This window comes from Psychrobacter sp. P11G5 (assembly GCF_001593305.1).
In the GTDB taxonomy this organism is placed as follows: domain Bacteria; phylum Pseudomonadota; class Gammaproteobacteria; order Pseudomonadales; family Moraxellaceae; genus Psychrobacter.
Map to the genome: position 1 here is coordinate 2,488,446 of NZ_CP012533.1, position 22,544 is coordinate 2,510,989.

Genomic DNA, 22,544 nt, shown 5'->3' on the forward strand with positions numbered 1-22,544 from the left:
ACAATTTTTTTGATAAATTGGTTAAGGTTAGCTGATATATAAAGAGTTACTGAACTAGTCAGACATAAATATAGCAATCCAATATGACAGTAAGATGAAAAAACAAAATTTACATACCTGTAACTATTCGCATTACTTAATTTTAGACTGTATCTTTTTATCGCATAAAAAAACTCACTCCGAAGGATGAGTTTTTGAACACACTAGATGTTTAAAGGTTCAGACTAAAATAAGTATTCTATCCCTCCTCCGATAGCGAGTACATCAGCGCTACCATGTGCCGCAACAAGCTCAGCCTCATTATTACTCTCCAACTCGTTTAGGGCGTGTTGAACATTGAGTATAAATTTCTGGCAAAAAAAATAGCGAACGGGTAATCTTTAAGTTCTCACACAAAAAAGATCTCGTTCGCTATGCCTCGTACTATGCTCAAAAATGAACACTGGACAAGACTAAGACCTATATTACTAGAACTTAATATCTATGACAAAGGAAATCTGAGACTGACCATTGAGGGCATCCTTTATCGTATGCGAACCGGCTGTCCTTGGCGCGATTTACCGGCTTACTTTGGAAAGCCCAATACTGTCTACAAGGCTTATCAACGCTGGTTTCGCAGTAATAAGCTCATTGGACTATTTGCTTTAGTTATCAGAGAGCCTGACCTTGAGTGGGTATTTATAGATGGTACTCATATCAAGGCACATCAGCACAGTAGTGGTCGTCATGAAGCTGCTCAAGCCATTAGTAAGAGTGTCGCAGGACGTGCCACTAAAATTCATCTAGCGGTCGATGCTCATGGCAATCCGATTACCTTTATTCTGTCAGATGGCACAACCCACGATGTTAAAGTCGCATCTGACTTAGTAGATAAGGTTGATTTGAGCAAGACAGACGTTGTATGTGCAGATAAAGGCTATGACTCTGACACACTACGAGAGTATATTGAACAAACAGCAACTTGTAATAATATCCCTCGGAAACGAAACACCAAGTCCTCTAACGACCATATGGATTGGGAGTTGTACAAAGCACGACATTTAGTAGAAAATGCTTTCGCTAAGCTAAAACAGTATAGAGCGGTTGCCACCAGATTTGATAAGCTAAGACAGAGTTATGAGAATACGGTCGCTCTTGCTTGTGCTTATATCTGGCTAAAATTATGAATGTTCAACACGCCCTAATATAACTAGACCGTTTTCTAAATCAGCAGAGTTATAACCAGCGTAAGCATGAGCAATTATATGTTCCCTCAACATGTATTTGCCACCTAGAACGAGTTGATTCGAATTATTGTTATCGAGACCACCCAGATTGTCAGTCTTGTCGTACTGAAGATAAACAGCAGCTGGACGGGGGAAGTTAGTTAGACCCAGCTCAGCACTCAAAATTAAACCTTTTTCTGTTGCAGAATTAAAGATATTACTACCATCATAGTCAGCTTCTTGATATAGCGCACCTATAATTACTGGATGTGAAGTATATTTGCCTAAGTCGACACTAGCGCTACCGCGGATAATGTCACCACTGATGGTCATATCTTTATCATAAGCTACCCCAGCGCTAAAGCCAGTACCCCGATCAAACATCAACGAAGCCCCAAAACCACTCTTACTATCACTGCTGTCAGATAAAAAAGTTTCATCAGCGCCATACTGTAGGACTAGATTGAGGGGCAAGTCGTTATATTTAGGGGCAATCCAAACGATGGAATTATTAATACGGTCGCCATCAGTTAAGGTTAAAGCGTCACTAAAAGAATCATTGTCATCAAGGCTACTAGAGCCAAGATTATCCCAATAACCTTCAGTGATTGTGACATTATTGACGTAATCAACAACTGAATAGTTACGACCAAAGCGAAACTCACCAAAGTCTTTGTTTACTAGACCTAGGTAGGTATCACGGCTTTTAAAACCGATGTTGTCTTCACCACTGCTGTCAATTTCAACACCATATTCTAATTGATAAATCACATCAGTATTAGCCGTAATTGCCTCAGAATCTCTAAAGCCTAGGCGTGAAGAATGGGAGTCGATTTGTACTGAACCACTGTCTTCACTGATATTTATAGTGTCATTAGGAGAGTCCATAGATTGGCGATCAAGTGAAGCACTGACATAGTTGGCGCTAACAAATGCTTTGCCATAGATAATCGGTGATGCTTGAGCTGTAGATACAGATAAAGCGGCGATTGATGAAGCTAAAAGTAATTTTTTCATAGCATATTTCCATTTTTTCAATTCTAAGCGCACTAAGGTTGATATTTAGTTACCATCATATTGTTATAACTCCTCATATATGTCACAGGTAAATGGATATTGAGATAAATCAGTAATATAAAATTTAGATAAAAAAACCCACCCCGGAGGATGAGTCTTTTGGTATATCAGCTATATAAAAGCTAGTACTAGACTAGCACTGTCCTGTTACTAGAATAAGTATTCTAGACCGCCACCGATAGCGAGTACATCAATATCACCACGTAAGTCGATTTCATTAACATTGCCGTCTTCGTCTCTCGAACCAAAACGACCATTGTTTAATTCCGCTGAATTTAGACCAGCATAGGCATGAGCGATCATATTATTTTTAAACGCATATTTGCCACCTACAACGACTTGATTTGAGTCATTATTCTCAAGACCACTGATATTGTCGGTTTTGTCATACTGAATATAAACAGAGGCTGGACGGGCAAAATTCGAAAAACCCATTTCAGCACTCACCACTAAACCGTCCTCTGTTGCAGTAGTAGTACCGGCATAGTCAGCTTCTTGATATAGAACGCCTAACTTTACAGGAGCTGCGATATATTTACCTAAATCGACGCTAGCACTGCCACGGATAATATCACCACTAACACTCATGTCTTGCTCATAAGCAATACCAGCGGTAATGCCTGTACCTGGATCAAACATCAATGAGGCACCATAGCCTGCGTCACGATCACTCTCAGATATAAAGTCTTCATCAGCACCATACATCAGCGCAAGCGCTAATGGTAGGTCATTGTATTTAGGCGCTTTCCAAACGATTGAATTATTGATACGGTTACCAACGGTCGGGGTCAAAATATTAGCAAAGCTGTCGTTGTTGTTCAGAGTACTAGAGCCAAGATTATCCCAATAACCTTCATTAACTGATACGTTATTGATATAGTCAATGACTGTGTAGTTACGACCAAAGCGGAATTCACCGAAGTCTTTATTTTTTAAACCTAAATAAGTATCACGACTTTTGAAGCCAATGTTATCGCTACCACTATCATCAACTTTAACGCCGTACTCTAATTGGTAAATTACGTCAGTGTTGGCCGTTATCGCTTCAGAGCCTCTGAAGCCTAAACGTGAAATATTAGAATTAACTTGTAATGAACCGTTGTCTTCATTAATTCTGTTATTATTATCCATATTCTGACCATCAATTTCAGCATTAACGTAATCAGTAGTAACGAATACTTTACCATAAACGGTAGGTGCTGCCTGTGCTGCAGATACAGATAGGGCGGCGATTGCTGTCGCTAAAAGTAGTTTTTTCATGGGGTATCTCCACTTTACAATTGTAGTAATGAGCAAGCTGTGATTAGCTGGCGCCCATAATGGTATCGTCACAAATCCTCAAAGATATAATGTGTAACTGGCTACCGAGATTAGTCAGAAACAAGTGTGGCGAATTTCTATTACCGTAAGATAAAAAACCATGACTTACATGAATGGGACCGAAAAAGTAACTGCCATGTAAACTTAGGTCTTTATTGCTCTACTGTGTAACATCCGTTACCAAACTCATACTTCGAGTACAAGCATAACAACTTTGACATAATTTGCAACATCTTTTTTAGCGTTTAATTACAGATTTTAAAAAAAATCAAAGTGAGATTAAATACGACAAATATTCATTAATCTAAATTTAAAAGCATAAAAAACGCCACTAGCCGTTGAAACGACTAGTGGCGCTACTTATGAAGATAATTAGTAAAACTACTTACTCAGAGCTAATTATTGATACTCACTAGCTAAAGAAACCTAAATAAATATTTTTAAATTAAGCGTATTTTGATAAATATTGTTTCATTATTGAAGCAATAAAGTCTGATTTCTCTATTTAGTTGAGTTATACGCCAGCTTTTAGGTCAAGACGTGCTTGATGCAATAACGGCTCAGTATAGCCACTAGGCTGCTCACAACCTTTAAATACCAAGTCACATGCTGCCTTGAATGCGTACGAATGTTCAAAGTCAGTAGCCATCGGCTGATAATCAGCATCGCCAGCATTTTGCTCATCGACGACTTTTGCCATACGCTTCATAGCTTCCATGACTTGTTGCTCACTGACTACGTTATGGTGTAACCAGTTGGCGATATGTTGACTTGAGATACGTAGAGTCGCGCGGTCTTCCATTAGACCGACATCATTAATATCGGGTACTTTAGAACAACCAACACCTTGGTTCACCCAGCGTACAACGTAGCCTAAGATGCCCTGAGCGTTATTCTCAAGCTCTTGCTGCTTTTCTTCGTCTGTCCAGTTGGTGTCTTTGGCTAATGGAATGGTCAAAATATCGTCTAAACTTGCACGTTTGCGTGACTTTAGACTGTCTTGTACCTCAGCGACGTTCACTTGATGATAATGCATGCTGTGTAAGGTTGCGCCTGTCGGTGATGGTACCCATGCTGTATTGGCGCCCGCTTGTGGATGAGCGGCCTTAGTATCCATCATCTCTTTCATCTCATCAGGCTTTGCCCACATACCTTTACCGATTTGAGCATGACCTTGTAGACCAGTCTCTAGACCGATATCAACGTTCCATTGCTCATATGCAGGTTGCCATGCTTGTGACTTCATATCACCTTTACGCACGAATGGTCCTGCATTCATACTGGTATGCATCTCATCACCAGTACGATCTAAGAAGCCTGTATTAATAAAGATAACGCGCTCTTTAGCTTGACGAATGGCTTCTTTGAGGTTGACCGTCATACGGCGCTCCTCATCCATGATACCGATTTTGAGAGTGTTACGCTCTAAGCCTAATAAGTCTTCTGAAGCATTGAATAAGTCATTAGCAAACTTCACTTCTTCAGGACCATGCATTTTTGGCTTGACGATATACATTGAGCCCTTGCGGGAGTTTGATAGCTCGTTCCTACCTTTGATGTCATTTAAGGATAGTAACGGCGTAATTAAGCCATCCATTAATCCTTCAAAAATTTCTTCTTGACCATTGCCCAAATCGACCAAGATTGCAGGATTTTGCATCAAGTGACCGACATTACGGATTAATAATAATGAGCGACCTGGCAATATAAGCTTACCGCCTTCTGGTGTGGTGTATTCACGATCTGGGTTTTGTTTCCGAGTACGGGTCTTGCCACCTTTTTCAAAAGTCTCTTGCAAGTCACCATTCATAAGACCAAGCCAATTGCGATAGACCTCGACTTTTTCTTCTGCATCGACAGCAGCGATTGAATCTTCGCAATCTTGAATCGCCGTAATCGCTGACTCAAGCAATACGTCTTTGATGTTGGCTGGGTCATCTTTACCAACTGGATTATTAGCATCGATTTGGATTTCAGCATGTAAATTATTATTCTTTAACAAAATACCAGTAGGACTATCTACCTCGCCAACATAACCGACAAACTTAGCTGGATCTTGCAGCTGCGTGCTGCTATCACCTTGAGCAATCTCAAGCTTACCATCCACTACTTTAAAGCCAGTAACATCATTATATGAGCCTGATGCTAGCGCAAAGCTATCATCTAGGAATTTTTTGGCATAAGCGACGACGGCAGCGCCGCGAGTAGGATTATAACCACCTGTCGCTTCTTGACCATTCTCATCGCTAATGACATCAGTACCATATAAGGCATCATACAGGCTGCCCCAGCGTGCGTTAGTAGCATTGAGCGCATAGCGAGCATTTCGTACGGGTACTACCAACTGTGGCCCTGCGATATGAGCAATCTCGTCATCAACGTTTTCTGTACTTACTTTAAAATCATCGCCTTCTGGTAATAGGTAACCAATCTCTTGTAAGAATGTCTTATAGGCAGGATAATCAATTTCGCCATCTTTGGCAGGGTTATCTAAATGCCATTGATCAATCTGACCTTGGATTTTGTCACGTTTGGCTAGCAGGGCTTTGTTACGCGGAATAAACTCCTTGACCACCTTTTCAAAACCTGACCAATAACTATCCGAATCAACGCCAACTTTAGGTAGCACTTCATTTTCAATAAAGTCATACATCTGCTGGTCAATTGCAAGAATGCCTTTCTGGATACGATTAGGGTGAGAAGTCTGGCTCATAGTGGTGTCCTTATCTGTTCGTGATGGAAGTCAATAATGATTTATTATAGTAACTGGTGAAATTGAGATATGTTTAGCACTTTGCATTCAGTCTAAATTTGAATACGATGTTAAGCGAAGTTGATAAAGCCGAATACAACCCGCCTTAACTAGCAATCTAGTAATTTTTCAATAGTTAAGATGAGGTTATCTATATAGTGGCTATATTATCTTTTGTTTCAAAATATCATTAATCGTTAGTATGCTGACGTGCATCTGGTAGAGAGCTACACGTCTATAGCCTGTCAGCTAACAATTAATAGTAAGACAAAATGACTTAGAAGCAAAATATCATCCTACTATCAAATAATAAAATAAACAACAAAAAGGCATTTAGTAAATAAATAACAGGGTTGTATAAAAATGATACTGTATAAGGCACAAGCCCTAAGCATCATAACTAATGTTAGTTGAAGAGATGACTTGAGGGTAAGTATAAACTGTAAGTAATCATTACAGAGTGAAGCAATGCTTAAATGTTATATATCTTGGTAGCCTTCAACTATTTATAGTATTCTGTGATTATTCATCTCGTAACAGCCTACTGTTATACTACTCACTACTTATAACAATGAGCTAAACCGCCTACTTTTGTATTTTTCAGCCGCTTTCACTGACCACTACTTCCTTTTAATACAGATATATCAGACTATGAATAATCATAATATAAGCCATAAGCCAGCAGTAGAGAATTTAATAGACAATCTATCAAACAGCATAAAAGATAATGACTTGCAGAATGAAGACAGTACCGATATCACACAATTGCGAGCACCTATAAAGGTAGACTTATCCCCTATCTATGCGTTCTTAGGTAGTCGAACTACACAAGCTTGGGTAGATGCTGCTATTGCGAACTTGCCATTGATTATTCAAGACCATGCCAACTGCGAAAAAAAAGCAGCGGGCACTGCGATGAATCTAATATTCCGTTATGAGTTTTCTTACGACTTACAGCGTAAGTTAGCCCAACTGATACGTGAGGAAATGCTGCACTACGAGCAAGTGCTGGGTATCATGAATGATCGCGGTCAAGACTGGAAATATCTAAGTGCAGGTCGTTATGCCAAGGGCATGCTAAGACACAAACGCACCTACGAGCCAGCAGCGATGGTAGATGTCTTGATAATTGGAGCATTTATTGAAGCACGTTCATGCGAACGCTTTGCCGCACTTGCTGAGGTAATCGATGATGAACGCTTGGCAAAATACTATCGATACTTGCTCAAGTCAGAAAGCCGCCATTTTGAGGATTATTTGGCACTGGCGCAATCATTGTCTGACGATAATATTGATGAACAAGTCGCCTTCTTTAAAGAAGTGGAAGCAGAATTAATATCTAGTCCAGATACTGAGCTACGTTTTCATAGCGGTACACCTGCTTAAAAAATCCTTAGAATACTAACTGGTACAAATATGAAAAAATGTTGTAGCCGATTGGAGTATTTGGCTCAATCAGTTACAACATCTTCTTAATTGTGACTATCAAATTATATTTGCCTTATATAAAGGTACTTTATATATAAAGGTATTTAATTATTTATCATCTTCCATTAGTGGACTGTCATACTGCTTGCTACCTTTAGCAACATTATGCGGATCATGATCGGCACTTTTGCGCTCAGCAGCAGCAGGATTCACTTTTTGCAAAGCATCATCTGGGACGATGCCATTGTTATCGTCTGCATCCTTTAACTCATACTCTTTGTCTACTTCACATTCTTTATCCAGTTCATGTCCTTCATTAATATTGCTATCTTTTGAGATACTCATTAGCGTTCCTTATTACGATAATTACCAGACAAATCAAATAAAAACCATTTTATACAAGATGAATGAAGAGAATAGACAACTGCTATCCCCACTATCTTTAAACTTTAATCTTTTTCATCCGGATTTAAAGTACGTGTTTGTGCATTATCAATATTGGCATATCGATTCATATCAGTAATACCTTCACTTTTAGGTGCTTCACTACGCACAGTATCTTCGTTAATATTTTCGTCAAAAGCATTGCCTTCTTGGTCACGGCGGTCAGGCTGACGTGCTGGATTGTCACCGTCATTAACATGCTCAGAACCGACTATTCCTTCTTCAAAGGTATCAGCACCCTTATTAACAGTAGTATTGGTTTCGACTTCATGACGACTATCGTGAAATTCCTCTTCGCGAGTCATTGCTGTTTTTTCTGCTAACGATTTGCTATCAACATCATTATTATCTAAGCTACTATTCATAATAGGAGTCTTTGTGAGCGCGGGATCTTTAGTTTCCATTAGATTGTCCTTGTTGCCGTATATTATTTAAAGTGTCTTGTTTAGGGTGTTTTGACGTTTGTTATAGCACCAGCATCAAAAGCTATTCATTGCCTTTTTGACTAAGATCGTAGGCATTTAAATCGCCAACATTTTTACCACCTGCTGGCAAATCTTCTTCTTTACGTGGATCAGAATATATCTCATCAGTCTCTTGAGAGTCTTCTATCGGTCCGTCTATTTCTGGCTCGTGCTTACGCCCCGCATAGCTCCCTTTAGGGTTTGGTCGATGCGATACTGTCGGATCATTGACCGAAAGCTTTTTATCGTGTCGTTCACGACTGATATCTTTGTCATCCATGTCTTTATTGTTAGTGTCTTTGTAGGTTGTCATAGCGTCTCCCTCGCTGGTATTGCCCAATTTAATTACTTACCTATTTATCAGTACGGACTTCTTCGTCAATAAAAGGTGTCGCCTGCTCTTTAGTCAACTCTTCTGGCATGTTGACTTGCTTATTTTCTTTTAGATTATTTTCAATTTGTTCAACACTGGCATTTTCTGCTGCTTGTTTAATATCTGAAGTATCATTTTTGCTAGTACTCATTAGAAAGCCTCTACTATTATTTATGTTTATAAATGAATTTTTTATCTGCTAATTTTAAATGAATCTTACTTATACCAGTATCAATTATAGGTAGATAATGAGCTTTTGCACTAGTGTACTGCAGTGTCAATATGTGAATAAATGTGATGTTAAAGGACAGTTTGTAACCCACTATATTAAGCCAGCAGATTATCGATGGTATGCCATTTCTGTATTTTCTTGCATCGTTTGGCATAACTCAAGACACGCTGTAGCAAAATTTGCTACCATGTATTTTTAGATTTTAAGACTTACGGTTTATTATTTAGGTAATCAGATTATGGCCAAAAATGCCCTACAAGCTCAACTCTTAAAAGCGGGATTGGTTGATAGCAAAAAAGCCAAGCAATTAAGTAAACAGTCTCAGCATGCCAAACGTACTGGCGATCCATCAACTGTTGAAGCTAAAAAAGCTCTAGCAGAAGCCCAAGCCAAAAAAGTAGAAAAGGATCAAAAGCTTAATCAGGAAAAACAGCAAATCTTAGAACAGAAAATGTTAAATGCTAATATCATCCAAATGATTAAACAACATCAGATTAAAGATATACAGGGTGATGTAAGCTACCAGTTTGTTGATCAATCTAAAGTGAAAAAAATTCATATCACTCAAAAACTATATGACCAAATAGTGGCTGGTCATGTGGTTATTGCACGATTGGAAGAGGGTTATGCTCTACTTCCTCGCCCCTTAGCAGATCGTATCGATGCTAAATTAGAAGGGTTTATGGTGGTGTCTAACGATAAATCAGATGTTGAGCTAGCAGATGACGACCCTTATGCAGCCTATGTGATTCCAGACGATCTGATGTGGTAGTCATTAAACTAAAAAACCCTTCATAGAATTAAGTAATCTACGAAGGGTTTTTTAGTACTGAGCTTTTACTAAATGAGCTTTTACTAAATATGTTGCTCTATATCCAGTTCAAAATAAAGGATATGCTAATCGATGACAGCCTCTAAGATTATTGTTAACTTTTTTCACCGACATGATTGATAGTTTTCAATAAATGCTCTTGTGCAATATGTAGTGGTTCGTCCGCTACTGGCTGAACCTGCTGCCAACGTCCATCGCCATCAAGCGTCCATGCTTGAACGTTATCTTGTAGATAGTTCTGCAAGCCGTCTTGATAAATTTGTGCAAATATCTTTTTATCTTCAATGGGAAATGCGACTTCGACCCGATGGAACAAGTTTCTATCCATCCAGTCAGCACTTCCACAATACATACGTTCGTCGCCATTGTTATAAAAATAATAGATGCGGGTGTGTTCTAAAAAGCGGCCAATGACTGAGCGCACGGTGATATTCTCAGACAATCCCTGTACTTGCGGACGCAGACAACACATCGAGCGCAGGATTAGCTCAATTTTAACGCCTGCTTGCGACGCATCATATAGCCTATCAATCAGTCGACGTTCAGTCAGAGCATTGGCTTTAATGATAATACGCGCACGTTTACCAGCTCTAGCATGTGCAATCTCAGCATCGATAAAGCTCATTAGCTTTTCATGTAAGGTAAATGGCGCATGCAGTAGCTTTTTGAGATTGGCAGGTTTGCCCATACCAGTGAGCTCTTGGAAGATTTTATGCACGTCCTCTGAGATGTCAGGGTCAGCAGTAAATAAGCCATAGTCAGTATAGACCTTGGCATTAGCTGCATGATAGTTACCCGTACCTAAGTGTACATAACGGTGAATTTTTTCATCCTCACGGCGAATAATAAGCATGAGCTTGGCATGAGTCTTATAGCCAACGATACCGTAAACCACGACCGCACCTGCTTCTTGTAGATAGTTAGCAACCGCAATATTGGATGCTTCGTCGAAGCGTGCGCGTAGCTCAATGATAGCGGTGACTTCTTTGCCATTACGAGCAGCGGCGGCCAGCGCTTGTACAATTTCTGAATTGGTGCCTGAGCGGTATAAGGTTTGTTTGATTGCTAAGACTTTTGGATCACTGGCGGCTTGCCATAATAAATTGATAACAGGTGAGAACGCATGAAAAGGATGATGTACCAGCACATCCCCTTTGCGCATAGCAGCAAACATACTGGTGCTTTTGTCGAGCTTATCGGCTTCACGGCGGAACGGTTTGGGTACAATGTGGGTAAATGGTTCATAACGTAGCGCTGGAATATTAAAATCAAATAGCAACCGTGTTAAGTTTACTGGTCCATTGACACGATATAACTGATTGTCATGTAGCTCGAATTCATCGAGCAAATAGTCACTGATAGGGGTTGGGCAATCAGTCGTGACCTCTAAACGAACCTTATCACCAAAACGACGGTTTTCAAGCTCACCTTCAAGGGCCTTGGCAATATCCTCGACATCATCTGCCAAGTCCAAATCCGCATTACGTGTCAACCTGAATTGATGACAGCCTGTTACATTCATGCCAGGGAATAGCTCGCCGATATGCTCATGAATGATAGCAGAGAGCATGACATGATGCTCTTTACCACCAGTCAGCTCGTCAGGCAAACGGATAACGCGAGGTAAACTACGCGGCGCTGGCACAATGGCGAGATTAATATCGCGACCAAAGGCATCTTTACCTTCTAACGTAGCGATAAAGTTAAGGCTTTTATTCACCAAGCGCGGAAACGGGTGCGCAGGATCAATACTAATCGGGGTCAATACTGGCGATACTTGTTCAGTAAAATAACGTTTCATCCATGCTGATTGCTCGGCATTGAGCTCATCGCGTTTTAGATAACGGATATCTTCTTTCGCGAGGGCTGGTAGGATGTCTTCGTTAAGAATACGATATTGTTCATCAATAGCATCGTGCGTTACTGTGGATATCTCGTTGAGAACTTCACTTGGGCGCATACCATGAGCACTGGTTGACACATCACCGATATTTAGCTTTTGCATAATACCAGCGACACGAATCTCAAAGAACTCATCGATATTGGACGAAAAAATAATTAAAAAGAATAAGCGCTCGAGTAACGGATGACGCGGGCTTGCTGCTTGCGCTAATACCCGTAGATGAAACTGTAATAAAGACAAGTCGCGGTTGATATAACTGCTGGGTGAGTAGCTGCCATCTTCTGAGCGTTGCCACGCAATTTGGGTCAAGTTATCATTTACTATATAAGTTTCTGCATTTTTGAAAGCGCTATCAATTTGAGTGTTCTGCTCGTGGTTGATTTCATTACGGTTGTTAACACTGTGGTTGCTAGCATTGTCACTATTATTATTAACATCACTGACTTTAGTATTGTTGACTTCAGTATCACTATTTTGATTCATCTTCGCCTGTGTCATGCAACCACTCCTTATTATAATCCATCATTGTCAATCGCTATCATGCCCTGACCTCCATATTACCGCAACTGCATAAGGCTGCAACTATCTCTCTCACCTACTCTACTAATATTATTTTTATATACGAACTACTAGTCTTTTACTATTAACAGAGCAAATAAACAATAGAACAAATAAAGTCAGACCATTAACTCGCTTGTGGTAATACCGCATTCTTCATACGTTTTTTGATAATCCGCTGTTTGTTACGTAAGCTTCTATCGCCTTGGTTGTCTTCATAGTACTTAGGATTGGTCAGCATTCCGATTAGCAGTGCGGACTCATCACGATTTAGATTGGCGGCGGACTTATTAAAGTAATTTTGAGCAGCAGCTTCGACACCGTAAATGCCGTTGCCAAATTCTGCCACATTTAGATAAGCCGTCAAGATACGCTGCTTGTCCCATATGGTTTCAATCATCACTGTGACAATAGCTTCTTCACCTTTACGAATGTAGGAGCGATGCGAGGTCAGAAATAAGTTCTTGGCCAGCTGCTGAGTAATCGTTGAGCCACCAGCAGACATTTTACCTGTTTCTTCGTTTTTCTTGCGTGCCGCCTCAATACCTTTAAAATCAAAGCCATTATGCTGACTAAACGTCGAATCCTCACTGACAATCGCCGCTTGCTTAGCAGATTTAGCAATGTCATCATATTCTACCCAAGTCTGCGTGACCGTGCCGCCTGTAAGTCGGTGAGTTAGCATAAACATACTGTTATTAATTGGCTGGGTTTTCCAAATTAACAGTAGTCCAGCGACTAACACATGGAATGCTACGACTAACAACATTAATGCCAGTAATAGTCGTTTAATAAATTTGCCAAAACTTGCCATGCGCAAAGTATCCGAATAATTAAAAATAATAAAAGTTGTCAGCTAATGATAAGCAGCAGGCTATCTTACCTAATCTCACAATCGCTGTCATTATTTACCCCGTTTCTTTATCATGTGATGAGCTTTAAATAGTATTCACTTTTTATCTAGGTATTTAAGGCTGGTACTTTATAACAGGTATTAAAAGAAGAGAATAAACATGCATAATGACAATAATATAACTGCCTTGCGCGCACGTATCATTGAAGTGAGCCCAAATCTTGGCAGCGATGAAAATCTTGATAACTGGTGGCTACTCGGCACATCTGGCTGTCATCTATGTGATGTCGCTGAACAACTTATGGCGCGCTTTCAAAGCGTACAACCTATCGAATATCAGCATGTTGATATCGCAGAATTTGATGAAGATCTGATGATGGAGTTTGCCACTACCATCCCCGTAATTCTGACGCCATCAAAACGATTAGACTATCCATTTTCAGTCATGGATTTGCAGCAGTTACTATAAATCTCTTGTTACTTTTACCTTCAAGCCTACTGTTAATAACACTCTGAAAATCAGCTACTATTTTATTTGTTTCAGCCTTGATTATTTACTAGTATAAAATTCAAACTTTTGCTATTTTGACTAAATGGTCAAGATAGTAAATTGACTAGATAAGGATTATCACCATTTGAGATTATAAACCTAGCCCTACGATCAGTCCGATATTGACTACGGATCTGAACATTTATCGATAAGGATTGTTGATAATGTATACTTTTTTGGCCCTCGCACCAATTTTAGTCGTTTTAGTCTTGCTGGTAGTGATGCGCCTACCGGCAAAAATATCTATGAGTGTTGCCTATTTAGTGACCGCTCTTTTAGCCTTGTTCGTTTGGCAAGCGAGTGGTGCCCAAGTAGCAGCAGCTACTACAAATGGCATCATCATCGCTCTCACGCTTTTATTCATTGTATTTGCCGCTATTTTATTATTGAATACGTTAAAAGAAGGCGGCGCTATTGTCGCTATTCGTAAAGGCTTTATGGATATTTCGCCCGATAGACGCATTCAAGCGATCATTGTCGCTTGGTTATTCTGCTCGATGGTAGAAGGCTCATCAGGATTTGGTACGCCCTCTGCTATTGGTGCGCCGCTATTATTGGCTTTAGGTTTTCCTGCCATGGCCTCTGTTATGGCAGTTCTCATTATTCAATCAACACCCGTATCATTTGGTGCTGTTGGTACCCCCATATTACTCGGTGTTTGGACGGGTATCAACGATAAGCAGGATATTACACAGGCCATTGCGCCACTTTCTGCGGAGAACTATCTACTACAAATCGCTGGTAACGTTGGTCTTATCCATGCGCTAGTGGGCTTTTTAATTCCGCTAATTTTAAGTGCGTTCTTAACCCGATTCTTTGGCGAAAAGCGCTCCTTCGTTGAAGGACTAAAAGTATGGCCGTTTGCAATATTTGCCGGTCTCAGCTTTACTATCCCTTACTTCTTAGTAGCCAAATATCTAGGTCCTGAATTCCCATCGCTCGTTGGTGGTTTTATCGGTCTAATGATTGTACTGCCTGCCGCGAAACGTGGCTTTTTGATGCCAAAAGATACTTTTGACTTTGCACCACGTGCCAAATGGGACAAGGACTGGCTCGGGTCACTTGATGAAGAAAAATATGATGATTCGGTTGCACCAAAATTTTCTTTAATTCGTGCGTTTTCCCCTTATCTCATCGTTATCGCTCTCTTAATTATAACTAGGGTCGTTGCACCGCTTAAAGCATTTTTGACTGGTGAATTGACTACGATTGAATTTAGCAATCTCTTTGGTACGACTATTTCTAGTAAAATACAGCTTGCTTACTCTCCTGGAGCGATTCTAATTATCAGCTCTTTGTTGTGCATCTTATTGTTTAAAATGAACGGTCAAGCCGTTAAGCGCAGTTGGAGTAATTCGGCGAAGACGATGGTTGCTGCCGCACCAGCTTTGCTATTCTCGGTGCCTATGGTACAAGTATTCATTAATTCAGGCTCAGCCGCTGAAGTCGCTACTGCGCTACCGGCTATGCCAATATTACTGGCTGAAAGTGCGGCTGGTGCGTTTCAAAATGCATGGCCTCTAGTATCGCCGTGGATTGGAGCGATGGGCGCCTTCATTGCCGGATCAAATACGGTTAGTAATATGATGTTCTCGTATTTTCAATGGTCAACTGCTAGCCAAATCGGTCTCGATAGTAACCTTGCGGCGCAAGTCGTCGCCCTGCAAGCGGTCGGCGGTGCCGCTGGTAATATGATCGCCGTGCACAACGTGGTCGCGGCTTGTGCGGTAGTCGGTCTGATGGATAAAGAAGGTTATGTTATACGCAAGACATTGGTGGCGATGACTTATTATGTGATACAAGCTGGTTTTATTGGTATGGCTATTATCTTTGGTCAACTATGGTGGTGGGCTTTAGCTGTGATTTGGCCGATAGCATTCTTTAGTATCATGTCGCTGACAAATAGAAAACGAGTCGTTAGTTAATATTGCAAGGTTACATGAATCACTAACCAAGTTATATATATTGATTATCAACACTTAATATGACGCTATTAGATTGTTTCTGATAGCGTCATATTGGTATTATAGTTTCTATATTATGATTATGAACCACATATTATAAACGCTATTTTACCGATACTTTAGCTTAGCTATTTAGCTATACAGGAAACCTCCATGAAAGACTTGAGCAAAGTTACCGAAATTGAAGATCTGCGCCGTGTTGCCGAGCGCAAAATACCGCGTATGTTTTACGATTATGTCGATTCAGGCTCATGGACTGAAACCACTTACCGTAATAATGAGACGGACTTTGATCGTATTAAGCTACGCCAGCGGGTATTGGTAAATATGGACAATCGTAGCCTTGCGACGCAGATGATTGGCGAACAAGTCAAAATGCCAGTTGCGATTGCACCAACTGGTTTTACTGGCATGATGTGGGCGGACGGCGAGATTCATGCGGCGCGGGCAGCAGAGAAATTTGGCGTGCCTTTTTCACTATCAACCATGAGTATCTGCTCTATTGAGGATGTTGCTGAAAATACCAGTGCTCCGTTTTGGTTTCAGCTCTATGTCATGCGTGATCAGGACTTTATGGCCAATCTTATCCGCCGTGCCAAAGCGGCAAATTGTTCCGCGCTCATTTTGACAGCTGATCTGCAAGTACTTGGTCAACGTCATAAGGATATCAAAAACGGTCTATCCGCGCCGCCCAAACCAACCCTCGCCAATATCTTAAATCTAATGACCAAGCCAGAATGGTGTCTAAATATGCTTGGTACCAAACGTCGTACTTTTGGCAACATCGTCGGACATGCCAAAAACGTCGCTGATATGTCCTCACTTTCAGCATGGACAGCAGAACAGTTCGACCCGCGTTTGAGCTGGGATGATGTCGCACGTATCAAAGATGCATGGGGCGGCAAGCTAATTATAAAAGGTATTATGGAGCCTGAAGATGCTATCTTGGCTGCCCGTAGTGGTGCGGATGCATTGGTGGTCTCAAACCATGGTGGCCGTCAATTAGATGGTGCGCCCTCCTCAATCTCTGCTTTGAGCGATATCGTGCAGGCGGTTCATGCCGAAAATAGTGATATCGAGGTGTGGCTCGATAGTGGTATTCGCTCCGGTCAAGATGTCTTAAAAGCCATCTCTTTGGGTGCAAGAGGCACTATGATTGGGCGAGCTTTCTTGTACGGGCTAGGTGCTTATGGTGAAGATGGGGTGCGCCGTGCGCTTGAGATTATCCATAAAGAATGTGATATCAGTATGGCATTCTGTGGTCATACTGATATTAATCAGGTGACGGATGATATTTTAGTCAAAGGAACTTACGAGCAGCTCAAGTCAGCATTACCTTATGTCCCACCAATGCGCTGGTAGATTTTAGTTTTACACAAGTAGATTTATATTCGACAGCTTTGTTTATCTAACCGTTAGCCCTTATACTCTATCTATCATCTTTCACTGATATTTAGCTTTTATGACCATTAAACAACTTCTAAAAACAGCGCCCGTCACCACTCTACTCTTAGTCAGCTTTATTGGACTATTTATCATGCAAGTGCTGACAGGCGTCGATGCCAATAATCCCTCGACTGAAGCCCTGCTCAATTGGGGCGCTAATGCCCTGCCCTTAACCATGACTGATGATCCATGGCGACTGGTCAGCAGTGCGTTTTTGCACATTGGCTTGATGCATTTATTGTTTAATGGCTTTGCCATGTACTTCTTCGGGCAAATTGCGGAGCCGATGTTTGGCTCAGCTAAATTTTTGGCATTGTTTTTATTGGCGGCGATCGGTGGCAACTTACTTAATAATCATGTGACATGGCAAGGTATTTTAGACGGTACTGGGCAACCGGGGCTTTCAGCTGGCGCATCTGGTGGTATCATGGGTATTGGTGGCACACTTTTAATAGCCGCGCTGTTTAAAATATCTGTTAATGGCATGGTGCTCAATTTAAGAAGCCTGATATTTATTATGGGTATCAACCTTGTATATGGCTTTGCGGTACCGGGCATTGATAATGCAGGACATATCGGCGGCGCTATTACTGGCTTAGTAATTGCACTGGCTTTTGCTATCGCTTACCGTCAGCGTATGGCGATTGCTCTACAAAACGTACCTAATATTCCTATTTATCAGAACCGTTATCAAACTGATTACCCAAATGACTATCAGACCAGCTATATCGATCATCCAGCGAGTAGCGATGCTGACGTTAATAACAATGATTTTAATGTCGGTCTTAATAGCGGCTTCAATAGTGATACTTATTCTGATAATGGCACTTATGCAAATTCAGACAGGAACATCAACGCCGCTCATGCCAATATTATCAAACAAAAAACGCCTGCGAAACCTGCTTTTATTTGGCAGCTACTACCATGGATCGCGATGTTGTTGATAAGCATTGGCTTCGTCTGGTGGTGGCAAGATATTCATCAGCAAATCTTACAAGTGTTAAAAACCATTGAGTAAACCGTCATACTTATTTATCATTGCTAAATAGCTCATGAAAACAGCATATTCGTTTATTTTTCCCTACTCACTTTTTTCTACCCAATTATTACCACTCACTTATGAGATTCAATTATGTTCAAACTTGCAGCGCTCTCTAATAACTCTAAGTGCGCCTTGCTTAGTACTTTAACGGCCACTGCACTATTTAGCGTGGCTAGCTTGTCCAGTGCAGCACTTTTTAACAACCTACCTACTGACCAAGACGCTGAACTAAGCGTTGGCGTCAATGTCATGGCGGTCAACTCAGCCTATGATTTGGAAGATAACACCGAGATTCGGGTATTACCGGGCGTGTTCTATGACAATAATAGAGTCTATGCGCGCGGTGCTCAAGCTGGTGTTTACCTTCACAATGACGGCACCAATCAGCTGTCTGCTTACGCTCAATTATCAGGTTCAGAATTTGATCCTGAAGATGCGAATGGTGCGCTTCAAGGTCTGGACGAGCGTAAAACCTCAGCCGTTGCCGGTTTAACTTATCTACGCCGCACCCCTATTGGCGGCTTCCGTGGGCAATTTGCCACTGACATTCTAGATCGTAGTGGTGGGAATACTGCTCGCTTGACGTATCTGGCAAAAGTTACTAAAGGCAAGCTAACGGTCTATCCGAGTGTTGGCTTTGAATATTATGATGCGGACTACAATGAATACTATTATGGTGTAAGTGATGAAGAGTCGGCAAAAACGGGTGTTGAAGCTTATACCTCTAATTCGAGCTTGAATCCGTACGTCAATGTTAGTGCCAACTATGACTTCAGTGAAAACTGGGCAGGATTTTTTAATCAAAGCTTAAGCTACTTGCCTAACGAGCAATACGATAGTCCAATGGTTGACTCGCGTACTGATGCAACGACGACGCTTGGTTTGCTTTATAAGTTTTAGAGTTCTTGAAAATGTGATAGAAAAAGCCGAGCATTTTGCTTGGCTTTTTTATTGTGTTAATTCATTGATATGAGACACTAGCCTATCATATAAATTCCAGATTTGATTTTATATATAGGATTGCACCATTATGTTCCACGCTACCCTTTGGATGATTGGAGCACTCACCTCATTCTGTTTAATGGCCATTGGTGCTCGTGAGCTGAATAGTCAAATTGGTGTTTTTCAGATTTTATTCTTCCGAAGTATCGTAGGCTTGCTAGTATTATTGCCAATAATATTTTTATCAAATTTTTCATCAAAAAAGAGCAACTTTTTATTCCCCAAGCGTATTAAATTACACTTAGTGAGAAACTTATTTCATTTCGCGGGGCAATATGGATGGTTCTTAGGTATAGGACTACTGCCCTTAGCAACCGTTTTTGCTATCGAATTCACCGTACCTTTTTGGACGATAATCATCTCGTATCTCTTCCTAAAAGAATCGATAACCGTAAAAAAGATTATTGCCGTATTACTCGGAATTCTAGGGGTAATAGTCATCGTTCAACCCAGCTTAGATGTCGCTCACTATGCGTCATTAATAGTTTTAGGTGCAGCCATTTGTTATGCCTTTTCCCATGTGGCTACAAAATCGTTATCTAATACTGAAAGCCCAATCACCATCATTTTTATGATGTGTTTGATACAAGCGCCTTTAGGATTGCTTTTATTTATAGAAGGGTGGACAACGCCAGCAGGTATTCAATGGCTATGGCTCGTAATCATAGGTGTCACGGCACTATCGGCACATTATTGTATGACCAAAGCCATGCAACATGCAGAGGTTACATTCGTGGTCACTATGGATATGTTTAGATTACCGCTCATCTCACTCATTGGCGTACTCATATATGCTGAGCACTTTAGCGTGGCTTTGATACTTGGTATGCTGCTAATAGTCGCTGGTAACTCGGTAAATATCTATAGTAAGGAAAATAGGCCTTGAAATCCTGTAGACCAGCTTCATATATACAGTAGGTTAAATACACAGTGAACAATCAAATATAAGGAGACTGTTATGAGTAAACTAATCACACGCAACTCTATCTTTGACAACTTCTTTGATGATATGGCACCGAGCTTTTTGATGCGTCCACTGCATGGTGATGCACTGCCTAGCGCCAACCAAATCAAGATTGATGTCAACGAAAAAGACAATAAGTTTTACGTCAATGCTGAGATTCCTGGCGTCGCTAAAGAAGACATTGATTTATCCATTACTGGAGATATTGTCTCTATTAGCGCAGAAATCGAACAAAAAGACGAGCAAAAAGAAGGCAATAACGTACTACGCAGTGAGCGTTACTTTGGCTCGGTCTCACGTAGCTTCCGGTTGCCAGATAAGGTAAAAGTCGATGAGGCAGAAGCGTCATATGAAAATGGCGTATTGCAGTTGGTACTGCCAAAAGAGACCGGCTCAGATCGTAAAAAGCTCGAGATTAAATAAATTTTAGTCAAGCTTTAGTGAAAACTTGAGTAAGTTGTTAAAGGCGTATGAGCGATTCATACGTCTTTTTTTATTTTGCGGAACTATAATGAATTTCAAATAAAAAGAGTACAGCTATGACAGCGTGCTACTGGTACAAACTTTTCTTGCGTGCTGCGTACCTTCGATGCTGCGCAAAATTCATCCCAATAGCGCTATGAAATTTTCAGAGTGTATCTACTATATCATTACATTTAAAGTTGATAATTATATAAATCTCAATACTCTTATTATTTATTTTTAAAATACATTATTATAATTTTTATTTTATATCGATAGATAAACATCAATCAAGATATGTAAACAACACAGAACAACGCCCTATGCACTAACTGTATTTGTATGGCAGGTTAGTTTCTTCAAGCCCTCGTAGAGAATAAAGACTAAGCGTAACTCACCATATAAATACGCCAAAAAAAACCTTGCCACTCTATCTAAGAGCAACAAGGTCATTCAACTTATTAGCCGTTACCAGCTCACCAAAAACTAGCCTTTAAGCTTTACGATAGAGGCGACATTACAGCCTTTATAAAGGATTTCACTGTTGGCATCTTGGATATTAGCCGATGATTTATGATAGTTATTTAAATGCAGCTCACCAGTCATAATACTGAAATTATCTTCTTCACCAAATACCGTCATCGTATTGTCACTACGAGCGAGGTTAATGGGCAAAAATCTTTTTTGCCATTCAGGTTGGCTTCAGCGAATGTCGGTAGATACTGCTCATTAAAGCCATAAGTCACGCTGACTTTCTTATTGTTTTGGCAGGTATAGTTGACTTGTCTGTGTTTGATGGCAGCTGTAGGGTGCGCCTAGCGCACCGACATATGACTTATTAATCAAACTTAAGCCGCTAATTTATTGTTCTATTTGATAAAGCAGAGTTTGCATATTAATAAATTTATTTATTCATTGTGTAATTTTCTCATCAGAATTCCGAGGCTGATATTTCCGAAGTACTCAAATTCCCATTTGTTACTTGATACAAGGTAATATTATATCCAGAGATTTGATAACCTGTATCCTGAAAATAAAATACTGAATTCGCTTTACTATATTCAGTTTCAGCACCAAATAAATCTTCGTAGCCATACCATTTTTCTCCTGATGCGTACTTGATATCGTATGAACCCAATGGAACTTCAGTAGTAAGACTTTGTCCTGCATGAATGAAAATAGTCATTACTATATCATCAGTTCCCGTTGTCACTAACTTTACTAGATAGTATCCAGAACCTGATGTTTCTATTTCAAGAGGTGCAACTCTAGGTTGGTTCGTATATAAGTCAATAGTACCATTCATTAATGGTGACATTTCTTGCAATACAATACTAACTTTACTTGTTTCTGACTCGTCTTTTATAAGAGAAGAAATATAACCTAGGAATCCAGAAGTTGATAGATACCAAATGGCTACTCCTAATGCAACTAATCTAATAGCTAATACTATATTATCGAACCAACTACCATAATTTTTTTTATTATCAGATTTTACAAGACTCAAATCTTCATTGCATTTTCTACATGCAGGTAGATAATTATTCACACTATCTGGAACTATATTTTTCTGAAAGCAATTTGGGCAAACGACTGTTTTACTCATGATAATCCCTGATAATATATCAATAGGTAAATTTAAACTGCATTTAGTAATACTAGAATTTTGTGCG

21 protein-coding genes are annotated in these 22,544 nt (G+C 40.2%); 10 read left to right on the forward strand and 11 right to left on the reverse strand.

Annotation, left to right across the window (positions count from 1 at the left end; all coding sequences use genetic code 11):
* Positions 1-413: 413 nt before the first annotated feature.
* A complete protein-coding gene (locus tag AK825_RS10015) occupies positions 414-1,166 on the forward strand; it encodes an IS5 family transposase (protein ID WP_068034672.1) in 753 nt (250 codons plus the stop codon).
* Here the strand turns inward: AK825_RS10015 and AK825_RS10020 are convergent.
* The 3 genes from AK825_RS10020 to AK825_RS10030 all read right to left on the reverse strand — a co-directional run bounded on the left by AK825_RS10020 (position 1,161) and on the right by AK825_RS10030 (position 6,315).
* On the reverse strand, positions 1,161-2,222 hold the full coding sequence (locus AK825_RS10020; protein WP_068036870.1) for a porin: 1,062 nt from the start codon (positions 2,220-2,222) through the stop codon (positions 1,161-1,163). The genes AK825_RS10015 and AK825_RS10020 overlap by 6 nt on opposite strands.
* A 210-nt stretch (positions 2,223-2,432) precedes the next feature.
* Positions 2,433-3,542: a porin gene (locus AK825_RS10025; protein WP_068036871.1), complete on the reverse strand. Its 1,110-nt coding sequence runs from the start codon at positions 3,540-3,542 to the stop codon at positions 2,433-2,435.
* 574 nt (positions 3,543-4,116) lie between these two features.
* Entirely contained in the window at positions 4,117-6,315 is a 2,199-nt protein-coding gene (locus tag AK825_RS10030) for a malate synthase G (RefSeq protein WP_068036874.1), read from the reverse strand.
* A 690-nt stretch (positions 6,316-7,005) separates the two neighbouring features.
* Between AK825_RS10030 and AK825_RS10035 the strand changes: the two genes are divergently transcribed.
* Complete coding sequence (locus AK825_RS10035) at positions 7,006-7,740, forward strand: tRNA-(ms[2]io[6]A)-hydroxylase (protein ID WP_203226472.1); 735 nt, start codon at positions 7,006-7,008, stop codon at positions 7,738-7,740.
* Between the two features lie 150 nt (positions 7,741-7,890).
* On the opposite strand, the gene AK825_RS10040 is transcribed toward AK825_RS10035, so the two are convergent.
* The 4 genes from AK825_RS10040 to AK825_RS14820 form a co-directional block, all read right to left on the reverse strand.
* A complete protein-coding gene (locus AK825_RS10040) occupies positions 7,891-8,127 on the reverse strand; it encodes a hypothetical protein (RefSeq protein ID WP_068036877.1) in 237 nt (78 codons plus the stop codon).
* Positions 8,128-8,231: 104 nt separating this feature from the next.
* Positions 8,232-8,630, reverse strand: coding sequence for a hypothetical protein (locus AK825_RS10045; protein ID WP_068036879.1), 399 nt, complete (start codon positions 8,628-8,630; stop codon positions 8,232-8,234).
* 82 nt (positions 8,631-8,712) lie between these two features.
* On the reverse strand, positions 8,713-9,003 hold the full coding sequence (locus tag AK825_RS10050) for a hypothetical protein (protein ID WP_068036880.1): 291 nt from the start codon (positions 9,001-9,003) through the stop codon (positions 8,713-8,715).
* Positions 9,004-9,043: 40 nt separating this feature from the next.
* Positions 9,044-9,214 (reverse strand): hypothetical protein, encoded by a 171-nt coding sequence (locus AK825_RS14820; RefSeq protein ID WP_203226473.1) that lies wholly within the window; start codon positions 9,212-9,214, stop codon positions 9,044-9,046.
* 319 nt (positions 9,215-9,533) lie between these two features.
* Here AK825_RS14820 and AK825_RS10055 point away from each other — a divergent pair, with 319 nt between their 5' ends.
* Entirely contained in the window at positions 9,534-10,067 is a 534-nt protein-coding gene (locus AK825_RS10055; protein ID WP_068036882.1) for a DUF2058 domain-containing protein, read from the forward strand.
* A gap of 154 nt (positions 10,068-10,221) precedes the next feature.
* Here the strand turns inward: AK825_RS10055 and ppk1 are convergent, their stop codons facing one another.
* Positions 10,222-12,528 carry a polyphosphate kinase 1 gene (gene ppk1 / locus AK825_RS10060; protein ID WP_227514052.1) on the reverse strand — a complete coding sequence of 769 codons (2,307 nt, stop codon included), beginning with the start codon at positions 12,526-12,528 and terminating at the stop codon, positions 10,222-10,224.
* A gap of 187 nt (positions 12,529-12,715) precedes the next feature.
* Positions 12,716-13,402: a monofunctional biosynthetic peptidoglycan transglycosylase gene (gene mtgA / locus AK825_RS10065; protein ID WP_068036887.1), complete on the reverse strand. Its 687-nt coding sequence runs from the start codon at positions 13,400-13,402 to the stop codon at positions 12,716-12,718.
* Between the two features lie 199 nt (positions 13,403-13,601).
* Here mtgA and AK825_RS10070 point away from each other — a divergent pair, with 199 nt between their 5' ends.
* From AK825_RS10070 to AK825_RS10100, 7 genes are all read left to right on the forward strand, one after another.
* A complete protein-coding gene (locus AK825_RS10070) occupies positions 13,602-13,910 on the forward strand; it encodes a glutaredoxin family protein (protein WP_068036890.1) in 309 nt (102 codons plus the stop codon).
* Between the two features lie 245 nt (positions 13,911-14,155).
* The gene (locus tag AK825_RS10075; RefSeq protein WP_068036893.1) at positions 14,156-15,916 is read left to right on the forward strand and encodes an L-lactate permease; all 1,761 of its coding nucleotides are present in this window, start codon (positions 14,156-14,158) and stop codon (positions 15,914-15,916) included.
* 192 nt (positions 15,917-16,108) lie between these two features.
* Positions 16,109-17,317 carry an alpha-hydroxy acid oxidase gene (locus AK825_RS10080; RefSeq protein ID WP_068036895.1) on the forward strand — a complete coding sequence of 403 codons (1,209 nt, stop codon included), beginning with the start codon at positions 16,109-16,111 and terminating at the stop codon, positions 17,315-17,317.
* A 100-nt stretch (positions 17,318-17,417) separates the two neighbouring features.
* Entirely contained in the window at positions 17,418-18,419 is a 1,002-nt protein-coding gene (locus AK825_RS10085) for a rhomboid family intramembrane serine protease (RefSeq protein ID WP_068036898.1), read from the forward strand.
* A 114-nt stretch (positions 18,420-18,533) separates the two neighbouring features.
* Entirely contained in the window at positions 18,534-19,343 is an 810-nt protein-coding gene (locus tag AK825_RS10090) for a MipA/OmpV family protein (RefSeq protein WP_068036901.1), read from the forward strand.
* 130 nt (positions 19,344-19,473) lie between these two features.
* The gene (locus tag AK825_RS10095; RefSeq protein ID WP_203226474.1) at positions 19,474-20,331 is read left to right on the forward strand and encodes a DMT family transporter; all 858 of its coding nucleotides are present in this window, start codon (positions 19,474-19,476) and stop codon (positions 20,329-20,331) included.
* A 72-nt stretch (positions 20,332-20,403) separates the two neighbouring features.
* A complete protein-coding gene (locus AK825_RS10100; RefSeq protein ID WP_068036903.1) occupies positions 20,404-20,832 on the forward strand; it encodes an Hsp20/alpha crystallin family protein in 429 nt (142 codons plus the stop codon).
* A 525-nt stretch (positions 20,833-21,357) separates the two neighbouring features.
* Here the strand turns inward: AK825_RS10100 and AK825_RS14905 are convergent.
* Both AK825_RS14905 and AK825_RS10110 read right to left on the reverse strand, forming a co-directional pair.
* A complete protein-coding gene (locus AK825_RS14905; RefSeq protein ID WP_227514053.1) occupies positions 21,358-21,546 on the reverse strand; it encodes a hypothetical protein in 189 nt (62 codons plus the stop codon).
* Between the two features lie 256 nt (positions 21,547-21,802).
* Positions 21,803-22,477, reverse strand: coding sequence for a hypothetical protein (locus AK825_RS10110; protein WP_068036906.1), 675 nt, complete (start codon positions 22,475-22,477; stop codon positions 21,803-21,805).
* Between the last annotated feature and the right edge of the window lie 67 nt (positions 22,478-22,544).